This is a genomic window from Massilia sp. DD77, assembly GCF_036961685.1.
In the GTDB taxonomy this organism is placed as follows: domain Bacteria; phylum Pseudomonadota; class Gammaproteobacteria; order Burkholderiales; family Burkholderiaceae_D; genus Telluria.
This window is the reverse complement of record NZ_JBAMDH010000003.1, coordinates 1-23420: the sequence shown is the minus strand read 5'-3', so window position 1 is coordinate 23420 and position 23420 is coordinate 1. Positions and strand designations below refer to the sequence as shown.

General features: G+C 62.5%; 13 protein-coding genes. 9 read left to right on the top strand and 4 right to left on the bottom strand.

Features of this window, described 5'->3' with window-relative positions:
- Positions 1-26: 26 nt before the first annotated feature.
- Positions 27-908: an ATP-binding protein gene (locus tag V7778_RS02065; protein ID WP_335551691.1), complete on the bottom strand. Its 882-nt coding sequence runs from the start codon at positions 906-908 to the stop codon at positions 27-29.
- Between the two features lie 470 nt (positions 909-1378).
- On the opposite strand from V7778_RS02065, the gene V7778_RS02060 reads away from it, so the two are divergent.
- The 6 genes from V7778_RS02060 to V7778_RS02035 all read left to right on the top strand — a co-directional run bounded on the left by V7778_RS02060 (position 1379) and on the right by V7778_RS02035 (position 11329).
- The gene (locus tag V7778_RS02060) at positions 1379-2566 is read left to right on the top strand and encodes a hypothetical protein (RefSeq protein ID WP_335551690.1); all 1188 of its coding nucleotides are present in this window, start codon (positions 1379-1381) and stop codon (positions 2564-2566) included.
- A 10-nt stretch (positions 2567-2576) separates the two neighbouring features.
- Positions 2577-4568, top strand: a complete 1992-nt coding sequence (locus V7778_RS02055) for a hypothetical protein (RefSeq protein WP_335551689.1) — start codon at positions 2577-2579, stop codon at positions 4566-4568.
- A complete protein-coding gene (locus V7778_RS02050; RefSeq protein ID WP_335551688.1) occupies positions 4558-8880 on the top strand; it encodes a DEAD/DEAH box helicase in 4323 nt (1440 codons plus the stop codon). The genes V7778_RS02055 and V7778_RS02050 overlap by 11 nt, the downstream gene beginning before the upstream one ends.
- A gap of 168 nt (positions 8881-9048) precedes the next feature.
- Complete coding sequence (locus V7778_RS02045; RefSeq protein WP_335551687.1) at positions 9049-9744, top strand: hypothetical protein; 696 nt, start codon at positions 9049-9051, stop codon at positions 9742-9744.
- Between the two features lie 155 nt (positions 9745-9899).
- Positions 9900-10700 (top strand): TIGR02391 family protein, encoded by an 801-nt coding sequence (locus V7778_RS02040; RefSeq protein ID WP_335551686.1) that lies wholly within the window; start codon positions 9900-9902, stop codon positions 10698-10700.
- Entirely contained in the window at positions 10697-11329 is a 633-nt protein-coding gene (locus tag V7778_RS02035; protein WP_335551685.1) for a DUF2026 family protein, read from the top strand. The genes V7778_RS02040 and V7778_RS02035 overlap by 4 nt, the downstream gene beginning before the upstream one ends.
- A 456-nt stretch (positions 11330-11785) precedes the next feature.
- Here V7778_RS02035 and V7778_RS02030 read toward each other — a convergent pair whose 3' ends face one another.
- Positions 11786-14503, bottom strand: a complete 2718-nt coding sequence (locus tag V7778_RS02030) for a hypothetical protein (protein WP_335551684.1) — start codon at positions 14501-14503, stop codon at positions 11786-11788.
- A gap of 291 nt (positions 14504-14794) precedes the next feature.
- Here V7778_RS02030 and V7778_RS02025 point away from each other — a divergent pair, with 291 nt between their 5' ends.
- From V7778_RS02025 to V7778_RS02015, 3 genes are all read left to right on the top strand, one after another.
- Complete coding sequence (locus tag V7778_RS02025) at positions 14795-15799, top strand: hypothetical protein (protein ID WP_335551683.1); 1005 nt, start codon at positions 14795-14797, stop codon at positions 15797-15799.
- A 6-nt stretch (positions 15800-15805) separates the two neighbouring features.
- Positions 15806-16792 carry a hypothetical protein gene (locus V7778_RS02020; protein WP_335551682.1) on the top strand — a complete coding sequence of 329 codons (987 nt, stop codon included), beginning with the start codon at positions 15806-15808 and terminating at the stop codon, positions 16790-16792.
- A 707-nt stretch (positions 16793-17499) separates the two neighbouring features.
- Positions 17500-17841, top strand: coding sequence for a DUF2784 domain-containing protein (locus V7778_RS02015; protein ID WP_335551681.1), 342 nt, complete (start codon positions 17500-17502; stop codon positions 17839-17841).
- Positions 17842-17853: 12 nt separating this feature from the next.
- Here the strand turns inward: V7778_RS02015 and V7778_RS02010 are convergent, their stop codons facing one another.
- Complete coding sequence (locus V7778_RS02010) at positions 17854-18309, bottom strand: hypothetical protein (protein ID WP_335551680.1); 456 nt, start codon at positions 18307-18309, stop codon at positions 17854-17856.
- Between the two features lie 51 nt (positions 18310-18360).
- Positions 18361-23400, bottom strand: coding sequence for a hypothetical protein (locus V7778_RS02005; RefSeq protein WP_335551679.1), 5040 nt, complete (start codon positions 23398-23400; stop codon positions 18361-18363).
- Between the last annotated feature and the right edge of the window lie 20 nt (positions 23401-23420).

Here is a 23420-nt window from a genome sequence, read left to right as displayed (position 1 = left end):
TCGTTGTTCCAGTTTGATGTATTGGTCTAGTTCACGCCCAACAGGCGGCGTGCCGCCGAGTTGTCGTTCGCGAGCCTGATGGCAGGCGCTGAGCTGACTTCTTCCATGGCACGACGGACCTCGGCGATTGCCTCGTCCAAGTGTTCGCGCGCCAGGGCTGGGACACTGCCGTCTGCCTCCGATGCAAGCAATGCTTTCGGCAGTGCCAAGCGCATGCAGGTGCGCAGCTCGCGTCCGGACAGTCCGTCTGTCATTTCTGCGCAGTGGGTCAACATGGGGTCTCGCGGGCCGGCCAAGGGAATGGAGGCCACCATCAGGCGCTCCCAGAGACGACGCCGCGCAGCGAAGTCAGGCAGGTCGAAACGGATGTGGTAACCGATCCTGCTGCGGAAGGCAGTGTCGTAGTTGCGTTCGAAATTGGTGGCGAAGATGACAATGCCGTCAAATTTTTCCAGCTCGATGAGCAGGGTAGAGCGCATCGCGTTGACTTCGTTATCCACGCCTTGCGTCACCGAAGACAAACGCTTGCCGAGCAGCGTGTCAGCTTCGTCGAAGAACAGGACTGCCTGCTCGTCACGCGCGGTCTCGAATGCGGACTGAATATTTTTGGCGGTTTCCCCCAAAAATTTGCTCTCCATTTCCGCGATCCCCACTGGGAGGAACTTCAGGCCGAGTTGACCCGCAACGGCTTCTGCTGCAAAAGTTTTACCTGTACCGGGCGGGCCGTAAAAGTTGATGACGGTGCACAGACCCATAGGATCGACTGAGGCAAAATTCCAGTCGACATAAATGGTCCTACGGAAGCGCAGCTTCGCAAGGCATTCTTTCAGCTGCAGGGCAGTTGGTTCGGACAGGACGACGTCCTCGTCCAGCCGATAACGCGGTGTTTGGATCGGCAATGCTGCCATGATCGTCCTTGGACATGAAATAATGAGCTCCGCTACTACTACGAAACGTATTGCTCCAAGAATTGTACCAATTTATAATTTCCTTTGCGAAATATTATTGAACGTGCTGTGATTTTTTCCTGCTTGCCGTAATTCAAGGAAGGCAGGTAGTGCTTGGCAAGCAGCAGGAACGACGCATTTCTTGTTCAGACATGTGCGTGCTGACCCTTCCGTAGTTGCGAACGGACAAGCGGGTGCGTGTGGCGAGGACAGAAAACTTCGTCCAGAAGTGTTCTTTTGCTTTATTTTGGCAATAAATTGCCCCGGTATCTTGGAGTTCCCTTTGCATCCGGCGGCCGGATGCAGCGGTGGCGATCCGACGGGTTTTCGTGCAATCGAATTAGGAATAAACACCGTTGTCAGCGCATAAGCTCGTTTCCCCAGAGTCGCCAGTTGGCATCCTCCCGTATTTCACTGATCACGACCCCACGTTGGCCCGACAGTCGACGGGACGTGATCCGCTCGGCCTGCTCCCGGTCTGGAGCGAGATCGGCCGCGGCCTCGTGCCCTTCATCGCTTCGCCTGTCTTGCAGATCAATGGTGTGAAGGCAGTCTTGCTCATCCACTTCTTGAGCGACGTGCCTGCCCTGCAGCCCCTGTTGGGCAAAAAGGGAAGGTCACGTGGATTCTTCCGGCTGATGGAGGGGTTGGTCGAGTACTGGCTTCACAAGCATCGTCTTCCGGTATGTTTCGGCAGCCAGGCACTGCATGCCGGAGGTAAGGACTTCCGGGTCGCGATCGGTACCGGCAAGACCGTCGCCAACGGCCTGCATCAGTACTATCGCGGTACGTGCCAACGTGCGGGACTGCTTGACGATGAGTGGCGGGTCGCCCCCGAGATCGGCGCGATTCTGGGCGCAGCCTGGAGCGGAGCGGCCACAACTGCACTGTACGCAGGGCTCAAGTCCTGCTTCTCCCCGCGCTCGTGGCTTCTGCCTGCGCGCCTGCTCGCCAATCCGGTACTGGAAAAGGCGTTCGCCAGGGTATTCGGTGAGCAGTTGCTACATCAGCATCTGAACCAGCTGTTCGGTGGAGAAGTCCATCGTGCGCTCGCGCGTGAGTATCTGAGCCTGCGTTCGCGGGAGGGTCTGCGCCGCGACGAACGCATTGCGCTGCTCGCTTCCGACCATCTTTGCGAGGAGCTGGACCGTGTCCGAAAGTGCGAGCCCTTCCTGCTGGTGCTGCAGGACGTGTTCGACCTAATGCGCGCGAGCTCGACCAGACCGGTGCGGGACCTGGCACTGGAGCTGACTCCTTGCCTGCAGCCGATGCGGGAGCGTTCGCAGGCCTTCCTCCCGCTTGGCGACCACGTCAAAACTCGCCGGATGCGGCCGCTCCGCGAGCTCGCACAGATACTGGCGGCCCACGGAGACCAACCGCATTCGACGCTTGAGCGCTTCATCAACGGTCTCGCAGAGCATCATGCGGTGTCGATGCGCGAGCGCGGTCGTGATCCCATGGTCATCGTGGAGCACGACATGATCATTGCACCGGTCGAGGCAGACCGGAACCCGGCCGACGCGCGACAGCGCCTTGTCGATGGTTATCCGTGGATGAACGATTATTACTTGAACACTGCATCGTTCCTTTACCGGCAGTTGCAGGGAACCTGCGCATGAATCAGACCAGATGAAGAAACATTCCGTCATGCGCGACACGATCGAGTTCATGCGCGACCAGTTTTCCGCTGAGGCCGAGCGCTGGGTCCTGTTCACGACCTTCAATTTCGCACCGCAGTTCTTCGAAACGAATGTGCTGCCCATACTGGCGGGCGACACGCTCGACGAGCCTGGAGCGAGTCAGGAAACGCGTTACGCTCTCAATGATGAGCTGTCGCGAATTCACTGCCTGGTAGCGTGCGATCGCTCCACCGCGCCAGAGCCCAAGGGAGACCTCCGGTACGGGCTTCTGCCGGTCGGCCTGCCGCGTGGCCGATTTCACTCGAAGCTGATCCTGATGGCCGGCACGCTGAAGGACACTGGCCTGCCGGGCGTCTGGCTGTCGGTCGGCAGCGCAAACATCTCTCTGTCCGGATGGGCGCTGAACCGCGAGGTGGTGTCCGCGACCCCGGTCACGACGCAACACGCGGCCGAGCTTCTGCCTCTGCTGCGCTGGCTGGTCGAACAGGCGCAGCGGCAACTGCAGACTGCGCCGGCCGACGTGGAAGAGGAAGGGCAGGGGAGGCGGATTCTTCAGCGCCTGGTCGAGCTGCTGCAGGATGGTGCCGCGCTCGCCTCCCATTCTGCCGGCATGCCGACGCTGCACGTCGCACAGCCGCAGATTGGCCGAGCGAGTCTGCTCGACAGCCTGACGCAGGGGCGGAAGTGGCGTCGGGCGACCGTGGTGTCCCCGTACTGGAGCGACGTGGGCGGACTCGCCGCGGAGATCGGCGCCGCCGAGTGCAGGTTCGTGCCATCGCTCTCTCACGCCGGGTATCGCTTTCCGGTTGGTGCAGGGAGGGGCAAGGAACGCGCTGCCTGGTCGTTTGTGAGGTTCGCCGACGAGCGCTACACGCACGCCAAAGCATTGCTGCTGGAGGATGCCGCGGGCGTTGTGGTTCTGTGTTTGGGCTCCGCAAATTTCACTGCCGCGGCGCTGGGCAAGCCCGACGGGTCCGGGCTTTCCAACATCGAAGCGATGCTGCGGCATGAGCTTGCCGCAGTTCCCGGAGCCTGGCGTGAACTGCGCCCACTCGACGAGGCGGATCTGGTCGAGGCTTCCGCCGACGAGGATGAGGAAGGTGCGCCTGCGCTGCCGCCTTTCGAGGCAAGCGTCTTCCACGACTGGCAGACAGGCATGTTCGGCGGATACCTGGCGATCGATCCCGGCGCGGATCTGGCCTATCCGGAACTGGAGGTCGCCGGAAGAACAGTGCATTTTTCCCCGACGCCAGGCGTGCGCCAGGAACTCGTGTCCTTCAAGTCACCTTGCACGGTGCCGCTCAGGTCCTTCCGGCTGAGCTGGCGCGAGGCGGACGGGACGGTGTGCAGCTATCGCGGCCTGGTGCTACAGGTGAACGCTCAGGACGAACAGCTGCAGTACCAGCCTCGCCCGCAACTCGACAAGGTGATCGATTTCCTGCGCAGTCTGAATCCGGCGCTGACCGAAGACGAGCTGCGCAAGCAGGCTGCGCGCGGACGCGGCGAATCTAGCGGTGATGGAGAAGATGGCAGTGTCGAGCCAAGTTTCGACTTCTTCGGCCTGTTTCAGGCCACGTGGAAGCTGCGCGAGCATTATGGCAGGGTTGCCAAGGACGGGATCGCGCGGGATCCGTTCGACAGCTTGGCGGGACACAGCCTGAGCACGCTGTACCGTGCCATCACATTGCAGCCGGCATCGACTGCGGAGGAATTGATCGGGCGCTACGTCCAGCTGGCCGAGGTACGCGAGCTGCTCGCGTCCTTTGCCCGCTCCGGTGTACATCCGCCACAGGGCTGTATCTGCAACGCGTCCGCCGTCGAAGAGGAAATCGCCGCGTTGACCGACCGCATCCGAACGCTCCTGGAACAATCGCCTTCGTTCCTCTCGACCTTCGGTTCTGCCGGCAAGGGGCAGGTCGAAGCCTTCCTGGGTTGGTTCAATGAGGAAATGAAGAAGGAAGTCAGCGCCCATGCCTTATGAATCCCTGATACCGTCACCGCTGACCGCCAGCGTCGTACGCTCGTACATCGACTTCGACGGGCATCAGGCCTGTTCGTCACACGGACCCAGCGTGCAGGCACGACTGCAGAGCGAGGGTGTCGCCGGGCTCTGGGAGCTGCTGCGGGAGCAGGACTTCGCCTACCTTGCGGACGAAGTGGGTATGGGCAAGACGCGGCAGGCCATGGGCGTGATCGCAACCCAGTTCCTCAGCAAACCCGACTCGCGCATCGTCATCGTATGCTCGAGCGCGGTGCTGCAGCGTCAATGGCAGAGTGAATGGTCGCAGTTCCTGCGCACTTGCTATCGTCTGCTCGATGACCGGCTTCTCGCGACCGTCGATGCAGCTCAGCTGGAAGAGCTGCACATGCACCACAATCTGAGGGACTTCGCCCGCGCCCTGCGCGCTGGAGAGGCGAGGATTCACCTGCTGCGTTATTCGTCGTTCAGCCGGCCGCTGTCGCTTGGCGCGGAGGAGCCGTCCGGCATGCTGGAGGAGTACGCCGAAGTTGTCGGGGCGCGGAGCGCCGCCGATCTTCTCCCGCACGAGAGGGCGCTCGCTGAAAGCCACGCGAGACGGTCGGAAGGGTGGGGCGATACCATGCGGCGCAAGCTGGCGGCTGCCTATTGCCGGCGCATCAGCCACCTGCTGACGCATGGAACGCAGCGCGGAGCCGATGGGCACGAGAAGGCACGTGCTCCCGTCGACTTGGCCATATTCGACGAGGCACAGTATCTGCGCCATATCGGCAACTTTCAGAACTGGCACATCGCGTCGATTTTCCGCCGGAATGTACAGCGCTGGCTCTTCCTGAGCGCGACTCCGCTGCATTCGAGTGCACACGACATTCGCAGCCTGGACGCGTATCTGTGCCGTCGCGCGCCCCGACACGCCGCTGTCGACGTGTTGTCCTCGGTGCCGGCGCCCGTCAGCTGCGGCGGCTGTGAGGAATGCGACCAGTGCCCGCAGCTGACCTGGAGGCTCTCGAAGCAGCCCGGCACGCGGCCGAATGTGGTCGACGTCCTGGGCGAGATGATGATCCGCCGTACCCGCACCTATGCCGATGGCGACGCCAGGCGATACGGCAAGGTGGAATATCGCCGCTACGACAAGGTCCGCCACTCGGGGGCGGACGATCCCTTCCTCGCGCTGACGATGGCCCTCGTCCAGAAGCGCCTGGTGGGGGCGCTCGCCGGGCGCAACAACCGGTTCCGGCAGGGCGAGTGCGCATCCTTCGAGTCCTTGTCCTCGTCCCTGGGACGCGTCCTGCGCCCTTCAGCTGCAAAACAGGCCAACAGTGACGTTCCGAGGGAGTACGAGCCCGTAGCCGACGGCAAGCAGGACGACGAGCCGAGCGCGGCGCTGGATCGCAATGTCATCGACGGCCTGAACCGGAGCTTCCTCCGAGCGATGCCGATAGCCGCAGGACAGGGACTGCCCCATGCGAAGCTTCACCGTACGGTTGACGAACTCTTCGACCGCAGCCTGCTCGACGGAAGCATCGAGAAGACCCTGGTGTTCGTCCGTCGTATCGATACCGTGGAAGAAATGCGGGATCTGCTGCACGTGAAATTCCAGCGGGAGGTCGACGCGCGCATCCAGGCGTGGAGCGAGCTGCTGGGAAGCGTAAAATTTCCCGGGAGGGGCGACCTGTGGCAGGGAGACTTCTGGACAGACCAGCGCCAGGAGCCGGAGGATGGGCCGGATGAAGATCCGGACGATGCACTGGACAGGGCGGTCGAGCAGGACGACGACGCACCGCACGCCGGTGCGGCGACGCACAACCAGGGCTTCCGCGAGCAAACCAGCCTCGCGTACTTCGAGGCACTGAAAAAGCGTTCGGGAACGAAGGAACGCCACGGAAAGCTGGTGTCGTTCCGGACGCGATTGCTGACCGACCGCGAAAAGTCCCGCAGCCCGCTGCGCGGTTTTCTTGTCGCGCATCCGGGGGAGCCGTCAGTTTTCCGAGCCGGTGATCAGGAGGGAAATGAGACGTACTGGAGGCGTCTGCTAGCTGCACTGCTGGGAGCAAATCGGATCAATGAACTGGCTGCGACGCCGGGACATGCATGGCTGTTCGCCGGCACCGCCACCGATGTTGAAGAGTCGTACAAGCTCGCCGCATTGCAGTTGTGCCTGCTCCAAGTAATGCGGCAGACGGACTTTCTGGTCGACCTTTACATCCTGCACAACCATCTTCTCCAGGCACCGAACGGCGCCACGACGCTTCCCGGAAAACTCGTCTGGCTGTTCGAATGCGAGATCGCCACGCTGCCGCAGAAACTGGCGCCCTACGTCACGAATGTGAAGGCCAGGTTCCGCCACTGGGTCGAGCATTTCGATCTCATCGTCGACAAGTGCTTCCGTTCCGGGGGCGCGGCCGATTGGGCCACGATCTTCCGGGATCGCGTTTCCCCAGCGTTCAGGCTGATGGCGCCTGTCATCGGACGCTCGGGGCGCATCGCCAATATTCACGCAGTATCGCAGTTCAAGTTCCCGAGCCATCCGAACATCCTGATCTGTACCGATGTGCTCAAGGAGGGCGTGGACATGCATCTGTTCTGCGACAGGGTCATGCATTACGGCGTCGCCTGGACGTCGGGCGACCTGGAGCAGCGGATCGGACGCGTCGACCGTTTCGGGAGCCTCATCAGTCGTCGGCTCCAGTTCCACCATGCGGAGAGCGCGCTCGCAACGCCACGGCTGAACGTGGCGTTTCCCTATCTTGACGGTACGCTGGACAAGTACCAGGTGAACCGTGTCATCCGCGAGAAGATAGTCAGTGATCAGCGGATGGACCTGGGCAAGCGCAAGGACGAGCTGGGAGAGGTCGATCTTGCCGATCTGTCGGGCGACGAATCGTCTGCGGTCGTATCGCCCGAAGTCACGAGCAAGGGCGACGGCGTGTTCTTTCCACCGGAGGTCTTCGTCAGGATCAGCGGCGAGGGTGAGGCCCTCCGTCTTCACGCCGGAATGCGGCTGAAGGATGGTGCGGACATCGTGCTGGTACGGACGAGGATGGATGAGACAGCGGACGAGACCCTGCTTCCGTTGCCTGCCTACGAGGCGGTTCTGGTCCGGCGCGCCGTTAACCGGGTGCATGGAGAGCTGCGCTGCTCGACAACGAAAGGCGAAGGCACGGGGCTGCTCTGGACCGAAGAGTTCATGGTTGCGCGCGCTTTCCCGACACAGGGCTCGCCTGCTGACGAGCTGGCGGCACACGGCGGACCTTACGGGTTGAGGCAAGCGCCGGCCCGGACTTTTTCGTTTGACGTCGGGAGCAATACATGTGTTGCCGCGGTTACAGCAGACGATGTCGGGCCTGCTGGTAACCAGGACGCACTCGTGAGGCTGGAGTCGATCGGCGAAGCATTCTGGATGCTCCGGTGCTTCGTCCAGCCGGTGGAAGCTTGCGACTTGAAGTCCAGGCGCAACGGACTGCAGTCATGGCTGGCCGAGCGAAATGCGGCAAGGACGTTCGGGTACCTGATGGAAGACGGTGGCGACGTCTGGTTCGCACTCGTTGTCCGAAAGGCTGGTGGCGCGGAAGTGCCGCTGCTGGATCGTCTGGTTCCACGAGTTGCGCGCATGGCGCTGTTCTACCGCCGAAGGACTGTGGATCCGCGTTCGGGCGTCCGCCGTTCATTGACTGCATTTCCGTGCACGACACAACATCTTCACTGGACGAATCGTATGAGACAAAGCGACGTGCTGGCCTGCGGCCAGATCCTGACGGGAGTGCAAGCGTGGTTCGAAGAGGCGTTCGAAGCTGTCCTTGGTGAGCTGTACGGGCCGAACGTGCCGACGGCCGCGCGCGGCTTGACCACGCAGCCGCTGACTTTCCTTCCGGGCGGCGTTCTTCACCTCGTCGCCCAGGGCCCCGAACATTTCGCATTGCAGGCCTTCCTTGATCTCAATGGGACCATGGCTGGCAACGGGATGCCTGGCGGTCCCGGAATGTGGTGGGAGCTTGTAGTGAGTTCCAATGTCAGGGGGCCCAAGCCGAGGCTTCGCTCGTCGGAAATCGAAGAGTTGCCACATGTGCTGTCGGTGTGGGAGACGGACGTGCGTGAAGGTTGCGCAGCAGGCACCTGCGTCGACGAGCGCGACTACAGATATCTGGCATTGCGCCATTCGCCGGCAGCATGGGATCGTGCTCGCGGACGCATGCTGCAAGCCTGGGTAGAAGCATTCGGGAAGATGCGTGAGCTGAACAACTTCCAGCGCGTTCGATGCCGGGAAGTACTGTTCGACGCGCTGGTGCCCGGCGGCGCGGAGACGCTGGAGCAGTAGCGGCCACGCATGGAGTGTGATGCTGCATCGCCCTGGCAGTGGCACCTTCATGCACGAGCGGCAAGGACAGTGCCCACCCTGTCGCGGTTCTGAATGCACTCTGCAATGGTGGTACCAAGTCGACGTCAGGCAATCCAACAAGTTCAACCAGAAGGAGTACTCGGCAACATGATCCTGACAACGCTATATCACTATCTCAACGATTTTTTTCGGAATGGTGTGCTAACCCATGCACCTGTCACCTGTCGCACCGAAGAATCCGCTCCGGCCCTGGGGCCGGGCAGGTCATTGTTCGAACACATGACAAGAGGTCGACCGGAAATCCGCGCACAGCAGGCGCTGTATCCGCATCTTTGTGCATGCTATCCCCAGACGCGGCGAGAATGGCGGTACCAGAACACATTCATCGATTTCTGGATTCCTGGCGCTGATGGCCAAGATGTGGCCATCGAGCTGAAACACTACAGTCCCCACCAGACCAGGAAGCTCGCAACGCTGCTTGGCCCGTCGAAAAAGCGTCACTTCAACCTGGTCGCCGACTACGAAAAGCCACGTCCAGCCGGCAGTGTCCTCATTCAGATCGGGCTGTACACGGCAGTAGAGGATCTGGACAGATCTGCTCCGAAGACTTACTCCAGCGTTCCATTCGTGAAGTCATATGTCAGACGGCCCGTCCCGCCAAGCAGGTACGAGCCGCTTGCACGGGATGACCTTCGCAACTGGAGCCATCTGTCGAATTACGTCACGCCAGCCGGCCCGGCGACGCCCGCGGATTTCGTCGTCCCCAGCGGCCCACATGTCTTTGGCACCCAAGGAAACATGGTCACGGGGCGTGTACCTTTTTTGCTGCTTGTGGCACGTTAGTCCATGCACTCGTGGCAGCAGGTTCATCTCGAAATATTGAAGCAAGCAACGATTCAATCGTGCGGGAATGTATGCTAACGAACGCATACTTGTACCGAGAGGCGTATGGAATCTTCGCTAAGTGCACCAAAGAAGAACGATCAAAACAACTAACCATGGCAAACCTTCCGTGCTTCGCTTCGGCGGAACTTGAAGCCGCGTGCAAAGTACTCGGCAATACTACGAACGGGCTGACTGGCACCGAGATCGCTCATTTGTTATCCGAGATTGGAGTGGCTGACACCGCCCCATCATTGACCAAGTGGAAGCGCCTGTTCAACGCTTTGGCCGAAAAGCAGAACCAGGTCCAAGCGGGTAATTTTCTGATCCAGTTCATCAACAAGGCCATGGACCCGGCTAAGTATGTTTCGGGACCTGAGCTCTTTCACTGGCGCCGGGATGGCCTCAATGTTGCTCTTGCGTTCGCTGGATACAGAGTACGAAATGATGGCAAAGTCGCGCACACGACGCGGGAATCGACGGTAGATGGCGCTCGTGCTCGCGCTGGCCGCCTGCGGTCTCTGCTTGAGAGCCGCGGTATCCACACTGAGGTACTCAAGTATTGCAAGGCAGATCTACTTGAAGAGAACTATTTTCATGCGGTGCTTGAAGCCGTAAAGGGCATGGCCGAACGGCTGCGACTCATTTCAGGCCTTGGGTCAGACGGTGCCGAACTCATAAATGCTGTGTTTTCGGTAAAGACGCCAATCCTAGCAATTAACTCGTTCAGGACAGACACCGAGCTAAGTGAGCAGAAGGGAATCGCGAACATGTTAGCTGGCATTTTTGGTGCAATACGAAATCCTGTTGCCCATGCGCCGAAGACGACTTGGCCCATGCCGGAGCTGGACGCGATTGATGTGTTTGGTATCCTGTCCTACGTTCATCGAAAGTTGGATGTGGCTACTCGGCGATGAATCAACAACCACTGCTACCGCTAGCTGATTACCAACGTATCTATCAGGTCATCTATAGCGTTCTTGAGGCATCCGGTATCGCAGTTACGCATCGTGCCTGCATTTTTTTTGCAGCAGTTGGAGCGAGCATCCTGCGGAAGTATCACGACCTTCCTGCAACGATCAGTGCTGGCTGTATGGCGCTCATGGTTGATGAGCAGCGGGCGAACGTTGTTATATATGGCCGAGATGAAAACGACGTCTTCGTGAACGATGAAAGGGCGTTTCATGCATGGGTCGAGTGCGATGGCTGGCTAATCGATTTCATGGCTCCTATTATGGGTGTCGCATTGCGCAAAGACGGAGTCGAGTGGCGTGTTCCTCGTAGGATGCTGCAAAAGCGTCTGATTGATCGAAAAGTCAGCCTCGGAGAGATTCAGCACGTCGGCGAGTTTTTTGCCAGCCACGATCATGCTATTACTGAGTCGCTCCTCGATGGCCAGTCTGTTCAGTTCCTTGATCTTATGAATGCCTGTATGGCTTGGTATCGCAGGCCGCCGAAGGCACTCAAGAAAATTGCATTGGCAGACAGCCAAGGGCCGACGAAGAAGTTAACGTTATGCGCGCCGTCGATAGACGGCGTTTGGTAACGCTTTGCGATGGGTCTCCAGGAAAAGCATATGGCAGTTTTTGCTTTCGATGGTAAGGGCACCGTTGAGGCGCATGAGCTTCCCAGCGGTGATATGGCCGTTTGGCACCGGATGAGCGACAACCTGCGCGATATCGTGGAACCGATCTGCCGGGGGCGAGTCCATTGAAAGGCCGAGTTTAATAACTGGATCGTGCTTCGTCAGTTCGTGGGCGCCGTGCTGTCAAACTTGGAAGCCCAAGGCACCACGTGGCGTATTCTTCAAGGGATTACCCGATGCGACTGACGCTCGGCCAGACCATGCTGATCTACAGCGTGCGATCGACAAATAGGTCGGCGCCAACGAAGACGGGGCTTGGCGAGCGAACGTCCACTCTTTCGACCTTGTTCGCTTGTTTGCACTCTGCTGATGTTGGGTTCTTTGAGAAGGTGCCAGGAAGATTAGGTCTGAATGGCCTCAAAAATAATACTTGCGCTGTTGTTTGCAATGCGGGCAGGTATGAATCAGTGATGCAACGACTGACGACATATGAGGTGTGAGCGCGACATTGCCGTTGTAATGCCCATCGCTGTTTGCCACGGCAGGCCCCGTACCGCTGGCGAGTCCAAGTGGATTGAACGGTTGCGCGCTCTCGAAATCGTGAGGTGCTGTGTTCAGCCGGTTGAAGGCGTATGGGCCGGCGGCGTCCGGCGATCCCCACCCGAACGCACTATAGGCGTTGATCGCATCGGGGCGAGGATGGCCGTCCCCATTGACGACATAGCAGTGCGCTCCCGTACTGGAGCCGTGGATCCGGGTACCGTACGAATAAACAATCTTTGGCGTGCCAGCCGTCGGTATATGAGCCGTGGCCTGGATGGCTAGGGCCGCAGTCTTCGGGATCCAACTGTCCGAGCCGTGGTGCGTAGCCACCATGCCAACGAAGGTGGGCACCGCTTGGTTGCCTGCAATCGCCTTCTTGCGCGTCTGGAGCGAGGGCAGGTGCTGGTAGCCGGCATCACCAGGCAGCAGGATGTATTCTTCCTTGGCCGTGACGGGAGCCGCGCCCACCGCCGGGACGATGGGGGTCGGACCTGCGGGCAGGGGGGCCAACGCTGCGGCGCCAGAGACAGGCAGCGGCAGCATCCAGCCCCCGCTGCGCCATGCGGGTTTCCAGCCACTGGTTGCCGGGAACCAGATCGCACCGCCGGGGCCCAGCGCGCTCGGTCTGGCGGGCGCGGCCCATATCGTACCTGGGGTGGGCGAGACGCACATGACATTGTCGACCGGGACCCCCGAGGCGCCGGACGGGAAATCCACGATGCATCCGCCCAGATCGACGAAATCGGTCGCCGACATCGCCCATCCCCCCGGCCATGGTTTGCCACTGGGTAGTGCTGGCTTATCGGTTTTGCCACCGGGGTGGCCCGGTACGGGAAGTCCGGCTGCAGGAATCCAGCAAGCCCTGATAGATCGCCCGATCGTCGGCGCTAATACCTTCCCCCACACAGTGGCGCCTCGCGGGGGAGATGGGTGCCACAACCACATTGGTCGTGTGGTAAGAGGGACCGCTACGGAGTATCTCCAGGGAGTGTGAGCCGCCGTGTCGAACCATGCGGCTTCTAGGTGATTGCTCACGATGACAGCGCGGGGACGGGCAGGGCCGGCTGCAGTAGTCGGTGCAGACCGGGACGCGAATATCGCAGGCCACGCCGCGGCGGGCGGGCCAGCCGGGTCGTCGCGTGTGCGTACGTGCACGGCCAGGCAGTCATCGTTGACCGGCGCGCCCGTGCCGCGTTCGACATAGCCGAACGGCAGATTCAGGTGTGTCGGTCCCGAGCTGATGGGCCACAAGGCCAGCGCGCCGCCACGGGGCGCAGCGGCCAGCAGCCGCATATAGAGTTCGCGCGCCGATACGCTGCCGAGCACCTGCTGAGGCGCGAGCCAACGCCGCTGCCACGCTCCGCCGACCTTGCGGACCATTGCGTAGTGATCGTAGTCCCAGTGCGACAGGATCATGCGTGGATCGTCGCACACACACGGGTTGGCGCAGGAGGGGGCCGTGTTCTCGTTAGCCGGTAGTGGCGCGCCGAAGTCGACATAGGCGACGATGCCGTCCCGGCCGTAAAGCGCCATGTTGTTGCCTGCCCCGACCATGTTGACGCCGACGAAGGGCTGCGGGCCGCTGCCGCTCCACGTCATGGGATTGCACTGCGACTGCGCCTGAGGCTGCCCGGGCCTGAGTGCCACATGGGGGCCAGGGGAGCCGGCAGGCGGTGGCGGTGCCATGGCCTGCTGTCTGCCCGCGACGATCGCGTTCATCAGCGCAGCGTGCCGGGATGACTTTGAGGTCGGCTGGTCGCGCCGCCGGGCAAAGGACAGCGGAAAGTCGCCGTCTGCAGCCTTCATGACGAAATGCTGGGACTCGTCCATGACGATACGTGGCATGTCGCCCCTGGGCGGACGTCCCTCCTCGCCGGCTCGCGGGCCGGCCTGCGGTTCTGCCTGCGGGAAGTGCAGGGCCTGCAGCAACGCATGAAGCGCGCGGTCCTCGACCGCGAGCGGTACGATGCGCAACAGCGTGCCACGTCGGGGTCGACCGTCCTGGTCGCTGGACAGTCCGATGCTCGTGTACACGATTTCGTCCAGTTTGGTCGGTTGGCGTGGCGCCTGTAGACTACCGCCGTCACGGTACTCGATGAGGTACCAGTCGCCTTCCCGCACGTGTTTGGCGCGAAGCAAAGTCGGGCTGGCAATCAGTTCCGCTAGCGCTACCGGAGCGGGATCGCTTTCCAGTAACGTACGCATGCCGTAGCGCAGGTGTGCATCGTAGAGACGCTGCCGCAGGTCCCTGGACAAGCCGTCGAACCCGTCCTGTATCCGGCTGTGGTTGCCCAACGCCTGTTCGAGCTGCCCCGGCAGTGCGCCGTGGCCCAACACACTCAAGTAGTTTTGCCAAACCTTGCGAAACCAATAGGCGCTGAGCAGTTCGAAGCCCAGCAGCGACGCGGGGGAGGCAACCTGGTGCTTTTTTCTTCTTTTTCCATTCGTGTATTCAGCGGCGGAGTCGCATTGGTAGAGAAATGCGAGCCGGACCTGCGAGCGACGCTCATTCGAGTAATCGTGAGCGGCACGCGAGGGCGACGTGCGGGCGCTCAGGATCTGATCTAGAAGTATGCTTGGCGACGACGACAATGGCTGCTCGCTTTCAAATATGGTCGAACTCGACCGATCTTGAAAGCATATCAGTTTGCCATACGAAAAAATTCACCCAGTGTCACCACTGAACAATTCGATTGGAGTGGAAAAGCAAGCCTGCATCAGACGAGCGCGTTAGCTACACGACCATCAATAAGCGGTCGTCGACGTCGATGTTGAGAGAATCCTGATCCCATCACTTTCATTGCAAATTTGCAAAATTTTCGCTAATGTAGTCGTAGGAGTTTCCAAAATAATCCCGCTATATCGTGAGAAGGGGCCGAAAAGATGGCATCGCTGAAGATACGGACAGTTCTATGTTTAACGATCTTCCTTTCTGGTTGCACGCATCTTGAGGACTGGCGCAATATGCGGAACCTGTCCGAGAGTCAGAAGCAATCGATTTACGATGCCCGAACTCAATGCCCGCGGCTGGCGATTGTCAGAGGTGAACTTCAGTTGGCTGCCATGCCAGTACTCGACGGCGGGGAAGTATTTAACACTAACAAAACCATCAAATTCAAAGGTGACCTAAACGACAGGGATATTATCACCGGCGTGTGGTACCAACGAGCATGCTTGCTCGCGCGACTCAATCCGCAGTTTAAAGAAGTGGAAGCCTCGAAAAACGAGGTGTTCAAGGCGGCGGAGAACTGGCCAACGTTCGATGCCGCGAACTACGCTCAACTGATTACCACCTATCGATCGGCGAAGGAAGCGCATATTGCGGAGATTCGCAAGAAGTATGGCGGTAGCGTAGTGGGCGAAGCCATTCCGCTTTCAGTGTTAAATGCTGCCATGCCCTATCAGGATTTTCTCAACATTGTGACGGTCGACGTCAGTGTCAAAACCGGCGAAAAATTCATGCTGAAGGGCCAGAAAATCGGTGGGTCTGCGGCAAAGATCTGCTTGAAAGGCAATGAATACTCGACTGCCATCCGGCCTGCCCTCGACCAGACCAGAACGGCCGCGATCGCAATTGGCGGAGGTAAAATGACAGCGGCCGAGGGTATCGAGATGATTGTGATGTCGGTCTACGAAGCTGGGACGATTCGCCTGCTGGACGCCAAGGAGGCCAGCGATCGGCAAATCGCTCCGGTCAGCTGCACCGTCGACCATGCGGAAGAGACAAAGCGACCCGCAGCGCCGAAAGATGATCAAGGCAAGCCGCCTGCCGACAAGAAGCCCGAAGTCACCGCCCCCGCTGATAAGAAGACACAGGATAAACAGGCTGACAAGACTACAGTAGCAAATGTGCCTTTCGCGATTGCGCTTCAAACGGTAATGCGGTGACCCCTCATGAGCCTGAGTCTCGAGCTAATCATCCCAGTCGCGGTTGCCCTCTACGGCATGCACCAGGATGATACTTGCACCATTACGCCGTCGAAGTACCCACTTGCCGAGAACGTTTGCCAGGGCCTGCGCGCCGGCCTGCACGATGGCTGCAAACGCTTGCTGAGCGTCCCCCTCAGATCTGGTATCTCATTGGTCGGGGGCTACTCGGTAACGCCAGCAAACTTTCCTCCTCTAGTCAAGAAAAAGATCGGGGAGGCTTACGGGGCCTGCGAAAAGTTCTGGAGTGGTGCAATCGGATTTCCGGAGTATAGAGAAACGTTGGCAACGAAAGCCAGCGTCCTAAACGAGCTGTTCAGGGCGGTCAACCTGACAAAACAGGCAGAGCGCACGAACGACTCCATCACGGCTGCGGGGGCCGACGGCAACGCGGTGAAGGATACAAAATTCGTCGAGAGGGATCTCGAGAAAGAATGCAGCAAGGTGTCGGACGAAGGCACCGACGCCTGCCTAGCGACGCCTCCTTCGGTTCCTGCGCCACCCGTAGCACCACCGCCCACGGAATTCAAGATTCTTGTCGATGAAGTGAAAAGACTGAGAGCCGAAGTCGAAACCATGTCAAAAAACGTGGCGACGCTGGTCCCGAGGCAAGATTCCTCGCTCCACGCATCATGGACGTCGGTAATGCAAATTCATTTTGATACCGGCAGCCATCAGGTAGTGCACGCTGATTGTAAGCGCCTTCGGTTGAAAATCACCGAGTTTGGCCGCAGAGCTAGACAAATACTTATCCATGGGTCGGCCGACCAACGCGGCGGCGGCATCGCCAACGATAGTTTGAGCATGCGACGCGCTGCCGCGACCGCAACTTGCCTTACGATGTCTAAAACAGGCGAGGCGATGATGATTCAGCTAGTCGGAACGGGAGCGTTGCCCACGGCGGCGTCTGACTATGCTCAGGTACGTGCGGCAACGATCTTCATCGCGCCATGAGTAGTGACCGGTGCGACCACAGGGCCAGCGTAAAAAACAAAAGGCGAGCTAGTTTAGTTAACTGGTATCAGCCATGGTATTGATGAGGCAGTTGATAGCGAGATTCTTTTGAATTCATTGGTTTAGCTGAGCCGTTGATCATCGAGTGGGAGTGACGGGAGTATCTAAGTAACTGATTTTGAAGTGAAAACTGAAGTGTTGTTGATCATTCTGCGTGAATGATCAACAGCTCTTTTATTTGTCGGACGTGCATGTCCGAGCAGTGCTAAGCAAAAGATTCAATATTATTAAACATGGCACAGAATCTGGGACGCTGCCGTTGGAGTATGCGCATACCAGCGTGCCGCTCGCTACTAATCATGGTATCGGCTTGTGCCAAGGTTTTGATTTCAAAGCGAAAAGCGGCCAGTAAATGGCCGTTCTCAGACGTGGCACTGAAAGCCCGAAAACGCCTTGTGGGACTCCACCCAGCAGGCAGCATAACGCCCGTAGGCCCTGAGATGCACATGGCGTTGACGCAACTGCCTTTCAGACTGATGCCTTCGCGGAAGCCGCGTTAGGAACTAGCGGCGCGGTGGCGTCTACAACTCGAGAAGGGCAAGCTGCTAAACGGGAGCGCATCGACCTCCGAGTAGTGCAGCACACGCATTTGCGGCGCTGACCCGTAGAAATTACTGGGTCTGAAGAAGCTTGCGCCGATCAACTTGATGACCGCATGTTGTAAAAATGCATATCTGGTGTTCGGCGCGTTGCTGGTGGCGCGTCACCGGCGCCTGCTGTTTGTGCACCTGGCTGCAGTCGCCTGGGGCGCCGGGATCGAGTTGCTGGGCGCGGTCTGCCCCCTGACCCCGCTGGAGGTGTGGCTGCGCATGCAGGCCGGCGGGGCGGGCTACAGCGGCGGCTTCATCGACCACTACTTGCTGCCGCTGATATATCCGGGCGCGCTGACGCGCACGGTCCAGCTTGTGCTGGCCGCAGGGGCGCTTGCCATCAACGCGGCCTTGTACTTCCGGGTCTACCGCCGGCGGACGATGGGGCCGACGCGCTGAAGCGCGGCGCGCTTATTGACAGGCGAGAGCCGTGGACTTGCTCATCTCGAGCGTGCTGTCATAGTCGGGCCGGTCCTCGGGTTTGGGCGCGTTGCAGCAGGCGAAGGCCGTGCGCGCCAGGATGACGTAGCATGCCTTGAGCGCGCCATTCTTGACGGCGGCCGCGTCGTTTTTCTCGTTTTCACTGGTCCAGCCGTCGATCGTGATGTCGCCTTCCTTACTTTGCCGCAGGATATTGAAGGAGTCAGGACTCATGCGGATCGCGGCTTCGCAATGGTCGAGCTTGTCATAAAGGGCGACGAGCCGGGCGGGGGCGCCGCCCTTTTGCGCCGCCGCCTTCTTGTTGGCGAGCGCATTCTTGTAGCCCGGTGTGTCCAGGCAATAATCGGGACCGCAGTTGCAGGTGGGGTTCGCGAACGCAAGGCCCGGCATTGCCAGGGCCAGGGAGAGGGCAAGCAGTCGTTTCATGTGCATTCCTTTCGGTTGGTAGGGGACGAGCTGCAGGTGGACAGGCCCGTGTCATGGCCGCAGCGGGTCGAGTGACCGGAAATCCGCGGGAGTATTGGGGAACTGGCCGCCTCCGGAACGGTCGAGTTTGACCAGCGTCGCCCGGTGCAGCGAGCGGTCCGGCGTGGCCGCCACGTGCCAGAGGAACAGCGCGCGGCGGCGGATGTGGCCCAGCGCCAGGTCGTCGAGCAGATCGACGAACTCGATTTGCTGCGGCAGCGGGGTCGATGCATGCAGGAGCACGTGGGCGGCGGCCGGCGCGCCCTGGGTGTCGTCCGTGCACACGAGCGAGTAGACGCCCGGTGGCGGCGGGGTGATCGGGCGGTTCACCAGCCTTACCCGCACCGACAGGTCACGCGGGTCGTGGCCGGGCGCCGGGACAAAGGAGACCGTGATCGCCAGCTCGTCGCCATCCTTGTAGCGCAGGGGCGCCTCGTCCCCGCCCGGCGGCGCCTTGCGCAAGCGATCCAGGGTAATGGAATAGGCCTGGCTGGAGTCGATGAGGTAGGTCGCCGGCCCGGCTGCGGACGGCGCGCAGTCCGCGATGGCAACCGGTTCGGGCTCGGTCTGGCCGTCGGGCTCGCGCGACGCGTGTGTCAGCCTCAGCGTGCCCTGGCCAGTGGTGCCGGCGCGGAAGCGGCCCGCCCTGGCGCCCGGCGCCGGCGCGCCGCCAAGCAGGGCCCCGAACGCGAGGTAGATCGGCGTATCGACGCCATATTCCACACGGTCGGTGGACAGCTTCCAGGCGAGTCCGTCCTTGTCGCGCTGAACGTCCTGGCCGCCGGGACCCGACAGCGCGCGGTCGTACGAGGGATCGGCGAACGCCAGGGTGGCCGCCTGCAGCGGCACGCTGGGCGCGTCGGCCTGGCGCAGCGGAATCGGCAGCACGATCGAGCGCCGCGTTTCGGGGCGCATGCCCGCTAGCGCCCCCCAGCTTTCCGGCTCCAGGTTGAAACTGTGCGAGGCCGGGACGTTCAGCGGGGCGGCATGGCGGGCGCAGACGATGCTCAGGCTGAGCCGGGTATCGCCATCCGCAGCCAGCAGGCGCTCGCGCAGTTGCCGCGCAGTGTCGTCGGACATGCCGTACAGGCGCAGCTGCACGCGCTCGCCTTGCAGCTTCCACTTGGCAGCCTGGAAGCGGTACGGAAAACGATCGGCCACCAGGCTGGCGGTGGGAAGGTCGCGCCCGCCCGGGCATTCCACGATCAGGCCCATCTCGGTAAGGTGCCTGAGCAGCTGCGGGCCGTCCAGGCCCGGACTGCTGGCAAGCAGGCGGATCGACCAGTTCGCCCATCCGCCCTTGTGCCGCAGGTCGGACTGCAGCACCTCGAAGCCCAGCCGCAGGTGGATGCTCGCGAGCCCGGCGCTCGCCTGCACCCGCAGCACGGTCGCGATCCCGGAGAACCAGCGGAACGGCACCGGCTCCTGGCCCAGGCCATCGTTGTCGTCGAGCGCGACGAAGGTGCGCCTGCCATGGGTTTCGAAGCGCTGCGGCAGCGGTGCGATAGCCAGTTCCGCCGGCGTGGCGGCGGACAGCACGACGCGCGGCAGGGCCACCGAGCGCGGGGGGCGCAGCTGCCGGACCAGCGCCGGGCCGCCGTGCGCGGCCCGTCCCAGCCAGGGACTGAGCGGATCGAATCCGTCCACGGTCTCGGGGCCTGTGATTATCAGCGCGTCGAATTCCGCCTGCATCGCGCCCGGGCGCAAGCCCAAACTGCTCCGTTCGAGGTAGGGGGGGACGATCGGCGCGACGCTGCCGCTGGTGGCCCGGCGTAGCGCCGAGGCCAGCTCATCCGCGCGCGGGGCCAGGGCGCGGGCGTGCGAGGCGCTCAGGTGGCGCGCGGGAGGGCAGTTCAGCGGAAGGCCTCCAGGGCGCTCGAAGATGGTCTTGCGTCCCAATGCGTAGAAGACGGCGTGTTCACCGTCAGATGCGGCCCAGGCCTGGTGCGGCAGCGAGAGGCTGGCGACGCGGCCGGAAAAGCCCGTGCCATTGTCTCCCGGGTAGTGTACCCCCGCCTGGGGTGGCACGCGGACCGGGTCCTGGAACGGCCGGTCCTCGCCCATGCCGAGCGATGCGGCGGCCGCTTCCTCGGCGCCAGCGGCGGTGGGCCAGCCCAGCGAAGGCGACGCGAACAGGCCTGCCTGCACCGCGGCGCGAGGCGGGCGCACGCGCAGCGCCGGGTCGTCGAGGTCGGCCGGGAAGAAGACGTCGGTCCAGTCCAGCGAGCGCGGGCCGCGGACCACGGCAATTGCGGTCACCGGGTCCAGCAGCATGCTGTCGGCGATGCCGCGCAGGCGCGCCGCGCCGGCGCCCTTGGCGCCGGCCGCCAGATCGGGCAGGTCGCCCGGCCGCAGCGCCTCATCCTTTTGACCCGTGCGAGCCAGCGCATACAGCATGGGCGCCGCGCCCGGCGCTGCAAGGCGCGATGGCGGCGCGCCGTCGGCCGCATCTTGCGCCGGGGGCTGTAGTCGCACCGTGGCATGTCGGCCATCCGGCCGGCTAGAGACGAGCAGCGCCCGCATGCGGGACTGCAGGTCGAGCGGCGCCGCGGGCTTGTAGTCGCGCCACAGCGTGGACAGGGCCAGGAGCGAACGTAGCCAGAACGGCGTCTCTTCCATTGGCACGCCGCCTTGCGGCCCGCGCAGGAAGACCTGCTCGACCGGCGTCAAGGCGCGCAGGTCGGTGTCAGGTCCGGGCGGCGCCAGGCTCGCACCGAGGGCGTTATCGAGGGCGCGCCGCAACTCGACGGCGTCATGGGTTTTCACGCTCAAGGTCCGCGGCGGCTCGGTGGACAGCTTCATCGGCAGGCCCGCGACCCAATCGATGTCCGGAGCCGTCCAGGCGCGCTTGACGGCGCCGGCCTGGCGGAATGGGCCGGGCGTGGGCATGCTGGCGTTTCGCTTGCCGTTGGCGTCCACCGGACTGAGGTCACAGATCCAGGGCAGCGACAACTGCACGCCCGTATGCTGCGCGTCTTTGGACAGGAAGACAGCCGGCCCGGCGCCATTAACGATCCAGCTGTCGTTCCAGGCGCCCTCTATCCGCTGGTCGGGACCGAATTGGAGGCCCGCGATCAGGCGCTCGGCTATGGCGGCGACCGGAAAACCGGCAAGGGCATGGGCGCGCAGGCCGATGCCCGCCTTGACGAAGACCGGCGACGCGAATTCCGGCGATCCCGGCTGTTTGCGCTCGTCGCGGTAACGGCCGGCGAAGGCGTGGGGCCGGCGGTCCTTGCCGCTGGTCGGCGTCTGCAGATCGCGCCGGCACGCTTCCGCCAACGCGCGCGCGCCGGCCACGACGACATGGTCGAGGCAGGTCCACTGCAGATATTCGCCAGGCGTGGCGGCAGAACCCACGCGGTGCCGCACGAGGGCGTGCAGGACCCATGGCCGCTCGAGCGCCATACCGCCCGCGCGCGGCCCGCCCAGCGGAGCCAGGCAGGAGGTGGGCAGGGGCGCATCGACCAGCACGATGCGCTGGGTATGGGTCAGCGCATGCTCGCCTTCCGGCTCGATGAAGGCCGTCACGGCGCGTCCCCCGACCTGGCCCGCGAGTGTCGCGGGATCATTGGGCAGCGAAGCGACTGGCCAGCTGATGCTGCTGCTCGCCTCGCCGGCCAGGCTCAGCGTGATCGCGGATTCGACCCTCGCTTGGTCCGAGCCGGACACGATCTGGATCCGGTGGCGAAACGCGGTCACCGAGAGCGGATCCGACTTGGCCTTGCCCAAGTCTCCGGTGGCGAGCAGCTCGCCCAGTCCCGACCCGGCGGCGAAGGTTCCACGCTTGACGTCGGTGGGCGCGATGTCCGCAACGACCATGCGCAGCCGCGCCTGGAGCGCAGTCGCCGTCATCTGCAGGCCGGCGATGGGCTCGACCCGTCCCGGCGCGCCCTGCGGCGCGGGCAGGTCGATCGCCACCAGCCCCTGCATGTGGTCGATGTCGACCGTGAACGCCGGCAGCCGGTGGTTCAGCCAGCGCAGTAGGCTCGCCGCGCCGAATTCCAGCGCCACCAGGGCCAGCCGCAGGGTTTCAGCGGGCGCGGCCTCCTTCTTGTCGTCTCCGGTCCAGATCGCCTGCAGGGCGCCACTGAGCGTCAGCAGCGGAACGGGCGCGGCCAGGCCGCCCTGGGTCGTGAGCGCCAGCTGGCTCAGCAACGCTTCGCGCAGCGCGAGTCCCGACCCGGGCAGCTCACCGGGGAAGGAGAAGCGCACCAGCAGGTCGCCCGTGGCGGTGGCCGTGGCCGCGCCGCCGGTGAAGCGGCTGGGCTGGCCGAACAGCATCAGCGAGAGGCTGGCGCCGGCCAGGGCGGGCCCGCCGGCCTCGGACCTGCCCGACAGCTCGAGTTCGAGCCAGGCCGATGTCGTGTTCGAGCTGAAGCCCGGCGTGGGCGCGCCGACGCAGCCGCCCAGCGCGACCGTCAGTTCCGGCAGGTGGAAACGCAGCGGGACCTTGCCGGGCGCTGCGTGGTAGCGCCAGGGGTAGGGCGTGTCCGCGATGGTGTGGACCGCATGCCAGGTCGCGGTCTCGAAACTGAGCTCTTCACTGCCGGGTGTATGGGGCAACAGCTGCACGGCGACCGGGTTGGCGCCGTCATAGGCACGCTCGGGACCGAAGCCCGGGCGTGCGTTGCCGGCGTCGAGGTCGCGCGACAGTGTTCCCAGCACGACCGCGCGCACGATGCGCAGGGGTTGCTGCAAGTCGGCGCGGGCGAGCGTGAGGTCGAGCAGGCGCAGGGGCCGGAAGCGCACGGCCCCCAGGTCGATGTCGTACAGCGGGCCCGCGCCGCCGGCCGCCGGATCGTTCGCGAAGCGCCACTCATAGGTCGAGGCCGGGAGCACGTCGGCATCGAAGGCTTGCTGCAGCGGCCCGCCGGCCAGCTCCTGGCGGCATGGCGCGCCTTCGGCTGCGGGCCGGAACGCCAGTACCTGCTTGAATGCGGCGTCGAAATCCTGCAGCGGGGCGGCCGGTTCGACCAGCGGAAGATCGCAGAACCAGAGGGAAAGGCGGCGCGATGCGCCCGCCAGTTGCGCCGCGCCGGTCCGTACGGGCACAGGCGCGCGCAGGGTCGCGC